Here is an 11,171-nt window from a genome sequence, read left to right as displayed (position 1 = left end):
ACAGAATTTCTTGACGACCATAGAGCATTGGAACCACCTGATCCCATCCCGAACTCAGTAGTGAAACGATGCATCGCCGATGGTAGTGTGGGGCTTCCCCATGTGAGAGTAGGTCATCGTCAAGATTCATTTCGCAAAACCCCTATCTGCGCATGCAGGTAGGGGTTTTGTCTTTGTGGCGCAAAAACTCCCGCGCATACGCGGTCCCTGTGGGAGCGGGTTCACCCGCGAATACCGGCAAAGCCGGTGCCATCCACTGCGTCGCCTGTTTCGCGGCGGTTCGACGTCTCGGCATGCCCGCTCCCACACCGACCGCAAAATACCTTGGCTGCGACAATATTCCCGTCACATTTACGTGACTTTCCCGCGCCCACCCTACGTCAAGACTTTGGTTCGGGGCACTCCTGGTCCCGGGCTGAGCGATGCCAGCGTACCGTGCTGCGCATTTCCGGACTTCTACCGTCCCATCACTTGAGGTAGCAAGCAAGATGGCCAAGGCCGCCGATGTCGTTGTGCAATGCCTGGAAAACGAAGGTGTCGAGTATGTATTCGGCATTCCCGGTGAAGAAAACCTCGACCTGCTCGAATCCCTGCGCAAGTCGAAGATCAAGCTGGTACTGACCCGTCACGAGCAGTCCGCAGGTTTCATGGCTGCTACCTATGGTCGCCTGACCGGCAAGACCGGCGTCAGCCTGTCGACCCTCGGCCCTGGTGCCACCAACCTGGTCACCGCCAGCGCCTACGCCTACCTGGGCGGCATGCCGATGATGATGATCACCGGCCAGAAGCCGATCAAGAAGTCCAAGCAGGGCCGCTTCCAGATCATCGACGTGTGCGGCATGATGGACCCCATCACCAAGTACACCCACCAGTTCGCCTCGGCTGACAACATCCCGGCCCGCATGCGCGAGGCCTTCCGCCTGGCTGAAGAAGAAAAACCAGGTGCGGTCCACCTGGAGCTGCCGGAAGACATCGCCGCCGAGCAGACCGATAGCCTGCCGATCCCGCCTAGCCTGCACCGCCGCCCACTGGCCGAGCACAAGGCCATCGAAGCTGCCGTGCAAAAGCTGCAGAACGCCCGTAACCCGATCCTGGTGATCGGTGCCGGCGCCAACCGCAAGATGACCGCCAAGGTCCTCAAGCAGCTGATTGACAAGACCGGCATCCCGTTCATCACCACCCAGATGGGTAAAGGTGTGGTCGACGAACGCCACCCGCGTTTCCTGGGCAACGCTGCACTGTCCTCGGGTGACTTTGTCCATCGCGCCGTCGAAGCCGCCGACCTGATCGTCAACATCGGCCACGACGTAATCGAGAAGCCTCCGTTCTTCATGGTCCGTGGCGGCACCGAGGTCATCCACATCAACTTCCGCTCGGCCGAAGTCGATGCCGTGTACTTCCCACAGGTGGAAGTAATCGGTGACATCGCCAATGCCGTGTGGCAGATCAGCGAAGCGCTGACCGACACCACACACTGGGACTTCACCCGCCTGATGGCCATCCGCGAGGCCAACGAAGCGCAGATCGCCGAAGGTGCCGACGACAATCGCTTCCCGGTGTACCCGCAGCGCCTGGTTGCCGACATCCGTCGTGTGCTGCCGTCCGAAGGCATCGTCGCCCTGGACAACGGCATCTACAAGATCTGGTTCGCCCGCAACTACAAGGCGCACAAGCCCAACACCGTGCTGCTGGACAACGCCCTGGCGACCATGGGCGCCGGCCTGCCATCGGCCATGGCCGCGCACCTGGTGCACCCGGACCGCCCGGTTATTTCGGTGTGCGGTGACGGCGGCTTCATGATGAACAGCCAGGAGCTGGAAACTGCTGTACGTCTGGGCATGCACATCACCGTGGTGATCCTGCGTGACGACGGCTACGGGATGATCCGCTGGAAGCAGGCGAACATGGGCTTCACCGATTTCGGCCTGGACTACGGCAACCCCGACTTCGTCAAGTACGCCGAAGCCTACGGTGCCAATGGCCACCGCGTGGAAAGCGCCGAAGGCTTGCTGCCGCTGCTCGAGCACTGCATCAAGACCCCGGGCGTGCACGTGATCGACTGCCCGGTCGACTACAGCGAGAATGACCGCATCCTCAACAGCGAGCTGCGTGAGCGCGCACTGGCGGTGTAAGGCGTAACGCTCTTACCCGCGGCAATTCGGCAGCCACAGGTATCTCACGATCCTGTGGCTGCCGGTTGGTGGTAATTAACAACCCCTTCACGTATCTCGTAATTGATCATTCTCAGGTTCTTCAACTCATGGAGAGCACGAGAACATGACCATCGGTTCAACACACAACCATCCTGCTGATCTGGCCATCGAGCCATCTCTGCCCGTGCAGCCATGGGCCGCCCGTTACCCTAACCCTCCAGATCTTTGTTTTGACTACCGCCGTCTAATCGAACAAGAGGGAGGAGTCGCACGAGCCACTCAGCCGGATCACCGGATCTGCATTGTTGGTGCTGGTGTTACCGGACTAACTGCGGCCCGAGAGTTGTTGCGCTGCGGCTTTACCCGTATCACCTTGATCGAGCAGTCCCGGCGTCTGGGAGGGCGCCATCTGACGCTGGTGAATAACGCGGGAAATCACAAACAGCCTGCAACCCCTTTTGAAATGGGGGCCATGCGCATGCCGTTCTTCAACAGGACTGGTGAGCCCCCAAAAGATGGGCGTTCGCTTATGGCCTATTACGCCAAGCTGTTCGAGCTACGAATCTCCGATTTTCCAAATCCCGGGACACCTTGGGTGAATGCCACTGGAATATATCTTCGTGACGGGCAATTAGCGGGTGACAGAGACGCTGCGCTGTTGGTCTGGCGCAATCCCGAAGGAAAGACACCACCACCCACTACGATGCTTCAGCAGGTCTACGATAAATGGCGCCATTTTGCGGAGCAGTTCGCCGAGCGTATTGCTGCGGTTTATGGCACTTGTGGTTGGGAATCGATGTGGTCGGCGATCGTCGAGCGCTATCATCGATTATCGTTTAGAGATCTGGTGCATTTACCCGCTGTTACGGCTTGGAACCCTGCAAACCCTGGTGATTTTGGCGGGCTAGGCATGAGTGGCGACGAGTCGGCCATCTTCTATGCAATCGGTATTGGAGATGGTAGCTGGGGAGCGTTTTATGACGTCTGCTGCCTTTACCCGCTGCGTACAGCAATCTTTGGCTTCAGCAGTCACTTGCAGTTGGTGCATGGGCGTGTTGACCAGGACGGTGTGCCTTACGCTGCGCCCCATCTTGAAGCCAGCAGCGTCCCTGACAGTAAAGGATTGATGTTTCAGGGGCCAGCCTATATCGGGCTTGCGGCGATGGACGAAAGCCTCATGTTTCTGGACGCCGGGATGGGCGGTTCCTCGCTGTATGACCACCTGCTGCAACGAGATGATGGGTTACTGACTGACACTTCGGTCTGTTCCCTACAAAAGCTGGAGGATGGTCGCGTACGGGTCGGATACCGTTGGCATTGCAGTGATCCGGTGCAGGGGAACGTCCAATACGAAGACTTTGACAGCGTGATCTTGACCATCCCTTCCTGGCTGATCGAAACCAACATCCGCCTCGACGGTTTCAGCCGTCAGATATTGCCGCAGACGATCATGGATGCCTGGAAGCATGCTCATTGGGAGACAAGCTGCAAGGTCTATGCCCCGCTGAAGAAGAGCTTCCTGGATCGCAACTCAGCTTTTCCGCAAATCCTGGTCACTGACAGTTTCGTTCACGATGTCTATGCCTATCGCTACAACGACCATTACGCTGATGACTGCATCCTGCTCAGTTACACCTGGGAAGACGATGCAACGAAACTGGCCGCGTTCTCAGATGAAGAACTGGGCGACAAGTGCATGAAGGAACTCGATCGGATCCTCCTTCGCTGCAGCAACGTGGCTGAACCCATATCGCCTTATATCGATACCCGAAACATTCGCATACAGCGTTGGATGACTGATCGAAACGCGCTTGGCTGCGCAAAGTTGTATCGGGCTGGTACCTATTACGATGCAGTGAGCCTGATGAAGTACAACCGTGATCTGAGTGCCAGTTCAGGGTTGTATCTGGCTGGAGAGTCCTTCTCTGTTGACGCCGGCTGGACCGAGCCGTGTTTACGCACGGCGCTTGATGCGGTCATCAACCTGTGCAACAGAACTTCGGCCTCGTTCAATGGTGGCTTTACCCTAAACCACTACCCACATTATCAAGCCGGGAAATAGCTGCATCCGGGAGTTTTTGTGGGGAATTTCCTACTGAAGCACTTCTCTTGTCCTTCGATCCCATAGGAACTCCCCGACTGTCACCCCCCCGCCCAACCCCGCTTTACTGGCGCCCTTCCAAAACAACCATAAAAGGAAGCCGCCATGTCTGATCACTGCACGCCCGTCAGCCCCGTACGTATCGCCGTCATCCAGTACGACCCTCAGGTCGGGCTGGAGCATTGCGATGGCAACCTGAGCAAGGGCCTGGCATTGGCCCGGTGCGCTGCGCGTGAAGGCGCCAACCTGATCGTGCTTCCCGAGTTGGCCAATACCGGCTACACCTTTCACACGCGTGCAGAGGCTTATGCTCACGCCGAAACGCTGGAGGAGGGGCGCAGCCTGAAAGCCTGGGCGGATTTCGCCAGGGAGTACCAGGTATACCTCGCTGCGGGTTTTGCCGAACGCGAGGGGCTGAAACTCTACGACAGTGCCGTACTGTTCGGTCCGCAAGGCTTGCTCGGGCATTACCGCAAGGCCCACCTGTGGAACCAGGAAAAGCTCTGGTTCACCCCTGGCGACCTGGGCTTCCCAGTGTTCGAGACACCGATCGGCCGAATCGGCCTGCTGATCTGCTGGGATATCTGGTTCCCGGAAGTGCCGCGGCTGATGGCCGCGCAAGGCGCCGACATCATCTGCAGCCTGAACAACTGGGTATGGACGCCACCACCGCTGTTCGATGAAGCAGGGCGCTGCATGGCGTCCTACCTGACCATGACGGCGGCACACGCCAACAATGTCTACATCGCTGCCGCCAATCGCATAGGCAACGAGCGGGGTGGTCGCTTCCTGGGCTGTTCACTGATTGCCGGTACCAATGGCTGGCCCATTGGCGAGGTGGCCAGTGCAGAGGAGGAGGGCATTCTCTACGCCGATGTCGACCTCAGCAGCGCCCGCTCGGCGCCTATCTGGAACAACCTCAACGACCTGCCGCGAGACCGGCGCACCGACCTTTACGATGCGATGCTTGGCTATCGCCTTCATGCACCTATGCCCCGCTGAGGAGTTGCACATGAAAACGCTACTCTTCCCCAACCGGCAGCGTTCGTCGGTGTTGATCCTTGCCTGCCTGCTGGTGCTGCTGGCTGCCAGCCTGGCCCAGGGCCAATGGCCGGACTACACGCAACTGGCAGCGACGCTCGATCAACCGCTAAGCCGCCTGCGCTGGATAGTCGGTGATATCAGCGAAGTGGCCTTCTACAAGCATGAGTTGCCCGCCCTGGGCTTGCTGCTGGGGGCTTGCCTGGCGCACTGGGCCCATGTGCGTGGGTATCGCTGGCAGGGCTTTGCCATCTGCTACGGCACCGGACTATGGCCGTGGGTGCTCACCAGTTCGCTGCTGGGCTTGCTCTTCAGTCATGCGTTGTGGGGATGGACCTTGGCCAGTGGTACCTGGCAACCGACCTTCGTCGCTTTCGTATCGTTGCCGGCGGCCATGGTACTGCTGTTTGGCCCAGGTTGGCAGGTGGCGATCAGCGGCGCACTGCTGGGGGCGCTGTTAGTAACGCCAGCTAGCCTGTTGATAGTCAATTACCTGTGTTACCCCCTGCAGTTGCCGGTGGTAGTAGGCAACGTAAGCGGCATGGCGCTGGCGAGCATTGTGGCGTTCATGCTGTGCTGGCGCTTTCCATCGTGGGTGCGGCCCAGCCATCGGCCCGCCGCACCTGAACCCGTTGCGGCCCAACCCGATTACGGCTTGGTCTGGACCTTGCGGCGTGTGCTGGCCGATTTCAGCGAAGCGCCATTCTACGGTAATGAACTGGCCAGCCTCGGGCTTGTGCTGGGAGTATTCCTGGCTTACCTGCTGGCCCCCGCTGCGCCGGCCTACGGTTCGTTGCTGCTGATACCGATGGTTGCTGGACAAGCGCTGGCGTCACTGGTTGGAGTCGTGTTCTGGCGTCACCAGTGGCAAGCGCGAGGGTGGTACCCCACTTACATTCCCATCGTTTCGGTCGTCCCTGCCGCTGTGCTTACCCTCGGTGGAAGCTGGCAGGTGGTGGTAGCCAGTGCGGTGCTTGGCGCGCTGGTAGCTCCACCTTTGGCAGTGGCCATCACTCAGCGCTTGCCTGCCTATATGCATGGCTACATCGGCAATGTGGTGTCGATGGCCATCAGCACGCTGGGGATCGTGCCGCTGGTCGGTTTGCTTGCGGGAGGTAGCGTATGAAAGAGCATACAAACCTGCCCAGGCTGTCGATCGCCAGCCTGGGTGGCACGGTGAGCATGCAGGCAAGCGCCAGTGGCAGTGGCAGTGGAGTGATGCCCAAGCTTGACTGTGATGAGCAACTGGCCAAGGTGCCGCAACTGCGTGAGATGGCCCATCTCGAGATTGCCACCCTGGGCCTGCTCCCCAGTGCCTCGCTGGGCTTTGCGGCGCTGCTTGAGGTGCTGGCCTGGGCGCGGGGTGAGGTGGATCGCGGGGCACACGCAGTGATACTGACCCAAGGTACCGACAGCCTTGAGGAAACTGCGTATTTCCTCGATCTGCTCTGGCCGTTCGATGCGCCATTGGTGATGACTGGAGCCATGCGCGCGGCGAGCCAGCCGGGTAACGACGGCCCGGCCAATCTGCTGGCCGCGGCGCAGGTTGCACTGGCGCCGAACAGCCGTGGGCGCGGCGTTCTGGTGCAGATGAATGATCAAGTCCACGGTGCCGCGAGGGTTCGCAAGACGGCCAGCGTGGCGATGGCTGCATTCGAATCGCCTGGCTGTGGACCGCTGGGCGATGTTGTGGAAGGTGTAGTGGTATATGGTCAACCGCCAGGTCCACGAGAAGTGCTGCCGTTACCGCACCGCACCGAGCATCGCGTTGCACTGCTGGAGGCGTGCCTGGACGCAGATACGGCGTTGTTGAAGGCTACAGCGACACTGGGCTACGAGGGGCTGGTCATCGCCGGTTTTGGTGCAGGCCACGTTTCCGGTAGCTGGTCCGAAGTGCTTGGCCATCTCGCGCCCGCCTTGCCAGTGATTGTTGCCACTCGCACGGGCAGTGGCCCAACAGCCACGGCCTCTTACGGTTTTGCTGGTGCCGAGATCGATCTGCAGAGCAAGGGAGTACACATGGCGGGGCGGTTGTGTCCGCGCAAGTGTCGCATTCTGCTATGGCTGTTGATCGGAACTGGCAGGCAGCAGCAGCTGCATGGCTGGTTGCCACGTTAAGCAATCTGCCCGCAAAGCCGTAAGCGCGGGCAGCCCTTCGGGCGTTGCTGTGCTAGGGTGCACACACTTTTGCTTCCCAGGATGTTCACCCATGCTCCCCGCACTCAGCGATAAAGAACTCGACCGCCTCGAAGACCTGCTGATCACCTACGGCAATGACTACTCGGTACTCAACCTGGCCGAGCTTAATGGCTTTTTCACTGCACTGGCCACCTCGCCGGCCACTGTCACCCCGGAACAGTGGCTACCCGCGGTGGCTGGTGGCAAGGTGCCGAAATTCAAGAAACCGGCGCATGAAGAGGCCTACGTGGCCTTGATGCTGCGTTATGCCAGCCAGGTGGCGGAGGAGTTGGGTGACGACGTCGACCGGTTCGAGCCGCTGTTCGAGGAAAGCGAAGGCGAGACAGGCAGTGTGATTGTCATGGAGGAGTGGTGCTTTGGCTACATGCGCGGCACTCAGGTCGCCGGCTGGGCCGAGCTGCCGCCGGAGCAGGAACAACTGCTCAAGGCCATTTCGCTGCATGGGCTGGAGGACAACTTCGAGCTGCTGGATCAGATGAGCGAAGAGGACATCCAGGCCTGCGTGCCACAGGTGGTCGAGGCTGCGCGTGGGCTGTTCCGGTATTTCAACAAGCTGCACTGATCTTGCATCTGCATTGATGCTACCGGCCCCAGCGCCGACAACCGACCGCGTTAACCGATCCAGTGGGAGCAACTGTCTTGCTCAATATCTAAAAACTGGCGCGAGCCCTGTGGGAGCGGGTTCACCCGCGAACACCGGCACAGCCGGTGCCATACGCCGCGTTGCATTCTTCGCGGGTAAACCCGCTCCCACATGGACCGCACAAGCCCCCGGCCGGTGCGTTCTTCTGTGGGAGCCGGCCTCACAATTATTCCGCCCCGCGAAATTATGGTTTCCCCGCCACACGGATTCTGTTGCCAGCCGAACCGGTGCAGCATGTGCTCCATCAGCCCATTCCGGCGCTGACCAGGAGCCAAGCCCATGTCGAACCCGATCAAGCTTTACAACTTCCCCAAGTCCGGCCACGCACACCGCATCGAGCTGATGCTCTCGCTGTTGAACCTGCCCACCGAGCTGGTGTTCGTCGACCTGGCCAAAGGCGCGCACAAGCAGCCAGACTTCCTGGCCCTCAACCCGTTCGGCCAGGTCCCGGTCATCGATGACAATGGCACGGTGATCGCTGATTCCAACGCCATCCTGGTCTACCTGGCCAAGAAGTACGACAACGGCACCTGGCTACCCGAGGAGCCCGCCGCCGCCGCCCGCGTGCAACGCTGGTTGTCGGTCGCTGCCGGCCCGCTGGCCTTCGGCCCTGCTGCCGCGCGCCTGGTGACCGTATTCGGCGCCGCGTTCAACACCGACGAGGTCATTACCCGCGCCCACACCCTGCTCAAGGTGATCGATGCTGAACTGGCCAAGACACCCTTCCTGGTCGGTAGCACCCCCACCATCGCCGATATCGCCAACTACTCGTACATCGCCCACGCACCGGAGGGCAATGTGTCGCTGGAGCCCTATGCCAACGTACGCAGCTGGCTGGCGCGGATCGAGGCGCTGCCGGGCTTCGTGCCCATGCCACGCACCGTGATCGGGCTGCAGACCAGCGCCTGACATTCCGCCACCCCGAGGAACGCCGCCATGCAGAAGAACCCGGACCACCGCTCCTCGCCCTGGCATGCGGGGGAGAAAACGTTGCAGGAAAAGGCGGGTGTCGCGGAGCGCATGGAGGCGTTCGGGCAGAAGGTCATTCGTGACTACATGCCCGACCAGCATCGTATTTTCTATCATCAGTTGCCGTTCATGGTCGCCGCCAGCGTGGACGCCAGGGGGCGGCCCTGGGCAACACTGCTGGAAGGGCCGGAAGGTTTCGTCAGCTCGCCGGATCCGCGCCAGCTGACGATCGACACTCAACTGCCAGCAGATGATCCTGCCTCCCCGGGGCTGGCTGCCGGGCAGGCAATCGGCCTGCTGGGTATCGAACTGCATACCCGCCGGCGCAACCGCCTCAACGGGCAGATCCGTGAGGCCGGTGATGGGCAACTGCAGGTGACTGTGGAGCAGTCGTTCGGCAACTGCCCGCAGTACATTCAGCTGCGTGACTACACCCGCGTCGCAGAAACCGCCCAAGAGCGTGTCGATGCGACAACACTGGATGCCTCGACTGCCAGCATGATACAGGCAGCCGACACTTTCTTCGTCGCCAGCTATGTCGAGCACAGCGACGGCCAACGCTCGGTGGATGTCTCCCACCGTGGCGGGCGGCCAGGGTTCGTCAAGGTCGAAGGCAACCGTCTGACCATTCCGGACTATGCTGGCAACCTGCACTTCAACACCTTGGGCAACTTGTTGGTGAACCCACAAGCAGGGTTGTTGTTCATCGATTTCAGCAATGGCAACGTGCTACAGCTTTACGGGCATGCCGAGGTGCTGGTGGACAGCCCCGCCATCCAGGCGTTCGAAGGCGCTGAGCGCTTGTGGACGCTGGAGGTCGAGCAGGTGGTGTGGCGCCCGGCTGCCGTTTCCTTGCGCTGGGCCTTCAAGGAGTATGCGCCGACCAGCCTTATGACCGGCACCTGGGCCGAGGCCGACGCGCGCCTCCAGCAACGCCAGCGGCAGCGCCAATGGCAGGCCTGGCGTGTGCTGCGGGTGGAGCAGGAGAGCCGCGATATCCGCTCGTTCTACCTTGAGCCGCCTGCCGGCAGTGCGGTGGTCTTCGTGCCAGGGCAACACGTTCCGGTGCAAGTCCAGCTCGACGGCGAGGCGGCTCTGATTCGTACCTACAGCCTGTCCAGCGCCCCGTCCGACGGCTACCTGCGCATCAGTGTCAAAGCCCAGGGCCCGGCTTCGCGGCACTTGCATGAGCACGTCGTGGCAGGTGATGTGCTGAACGTGCGTCTGCCGATGGGCAGCTTCACGCTGGACCAGCAGAGTACACGGCCGCTGGTGCTGATCGGCGCGGGCGTGGGTATCACGCCGTTGCTGGCCATGCTGCGCGAGCAGTTGAGCAAGGGGCGGGCACGGCGCATTCATCTGTTCCATGGTGCACGTAGCCTGGCCGACCTGCCGTTCCGTGAGGAGCTGGCGAGCTTGCGACAACAGGCCGGCGACCTGCTGCAGGTGCACCGCGCCCTGAGCCAGCCGGAAGCGCATGCGCTGGTGGGGCGTGATTACGAGTTTGCCGGTCGGCTGGGTATCGAGCAGGTCAAGGCGGCACTGGCGCTGGACGACTACGATTTCTACCTGTGCGGCCCAGGGAGTTTCACCCAGGACCTGTATGAAGGGCTGCGCGGGGTGCATGTGCCGGATGCGCGGATCCATGCCGAAGCCTTTGGCCCGTCGACGCTCCGGCGGCACACCGACGATGACCAGCCCACACTGCAACAGCCACCTGCTGCCAGCGAGCCGGTGCCGGTGTACTTTGCGGCTTCGGCGAAGGAGGCGCGCTGGGCGCCCGGTAGCGGGACGCTGCTGGAGTTGGCCGAGGCGCGTGGGCTGGCGCCGGAGTTCAGTTGCCGGGGTGGATCGTGCGGTACCTGCAAGACTCGCTTGGTCAGTGGGCAGGTACATTACCCGAATCCGCCAGCGGAAATGCCGGAAAGTGGGACTGCGCTAATCTGTTGCGCGATACCGGCGCGGGTGGAAGAGGGAGGGCAGGCGTTGGTACTGGATATCTGATATGCCTGGCCTCATCGCCGGCAAGCCAGAGCAGGCAACACAAAACGCCCAGATGAAAGAT

Annotated in this window: 8 protein-coding genes and 1 rRNA gene; all 9 read left to right on the top strand. The window is 61.1% G+C overall.

The features are described from left to right. Positions 1–9: 9 nt before the first annotated feature. The 9 genes from rrf (at position 10) to CAY82_RS20850 (ending at position 11,110) form a co-directional block, all read left to right on the top strand. A 5S ribosomal RNA gene (gene rrf, locus CAY82_RS20890) occupies positions 10–125 on the top strand. 363 nt (positions 126–488) lie between these two features. Then, positions 489–2,132: an acetolactate synthase large subunit gene (locus CAY82_RS20885; RefSeq protein ID WP_087502875.1), complete on the top strand. Its 1,644-nt coding sequence runs from the start codon at positions 489–491 to the stop codon at positions 2,130–2,132. Between the two features lie 145 nt (positions 2,133–2,277). Continuing rightward, positions 2,278–4,215 (top strand): FAD-dependent oxidoreductase, encoded by a 1,938-nt coding sequence (locus tag CAY82_RS20880; RefSeq protein WP_087502874.1) that lies wholly within the window; start codon positions 2,278–2,280, stop codon positions 4,213–4,215. Positions 4,216–4,359: 144 nt separating this feature from the next. Beyond that, positions 4,360–5,256: a nitrilase family protein gene (locus CAY82_RS20875; RefSeq protein WP_087502873.1), complete on the top strand. Its 897-nt coding sequence runs from the start codon at positions 4,360–4,362 to the stop codon at positions 5,254–5,256. A 10-nt stretch (positions 5,257–5,266) separates the two neighbouring features. Next, on the top strand, positions 5,267–6,421 hold the full coding sequence (locus CAY82_RS20870) for a hypothetical protein (RefSeq protein ID WP_087502872.1): 1,155 nt from the start codon (positions 5,267–5,269) through the stop codon (positions 6,419–6,421). Next, the gene (locus tag CAY82_RS20865; RefSeq protein WP_087502871.1) at positions 6,418–7,413 is read left to right on the top strand and encodes an asparaginase; all 996 of its coding nucleotides are present in this window, start codon (positions 6,418–6,420) and stop codon (positions 7,411–7,413) included. Before CAY82_RS20870 ends, CAY82_RS20865 begins: the two co-directional genes overlap by 4 nt. 91 nt (positions 7,414–7,504) lie before the next feature. Further along, the gene (locus CAY82_RS20860; protein ID WP_087502870.1) at positions 7,505–8,056 is read left to right on the top strand and encodes a UPF0149 family protein; all 552 of its coding nucleotides are present in this window, start codon (positions 7,505–7,507) and stop codon (positions 8,054–8,056) included. A 360-nt stretch (positions 8,057–8,416) separates the two neighbouring features. Then, positions 8,417–9,046, top strand: a complete 630-nt coding sequence (locus CAY82_RS20855) for a glutathione S-transferase family protein (protein ID WP_087502869.1) — start codon at positions 8,417–8,419, stop codon at positions 9,044–9,046. A 27-nt stretch (positions 9,047–9,073) separates the two neighbouring features. Next, positions 9,074–11,110, top strand: coding sequence for a pyridoxamine 5'-phosphate oxidase family protein (locus CAY82_RS20850; protein ID WP_087502868.1), 2,037 nt, complete (start codon positions 9,074–9,076; stop codon positions 11,108–11,110). Positions 11,111–11,171 lie beyond the last annotated feature (61 nt).

Source organism: Pseudomonas sp. SID14000 (assembly GCF_002165135.1).
Classification (GTDB): Bacteria; Pseudomonadota; Gammaproteobacteria; order Pseudomonadales; family Pseudomonadaceae; genus Aquipseudomonas.
This window is presented reverse-complemented; position numbering and strand designations above follow the sequence as displayed.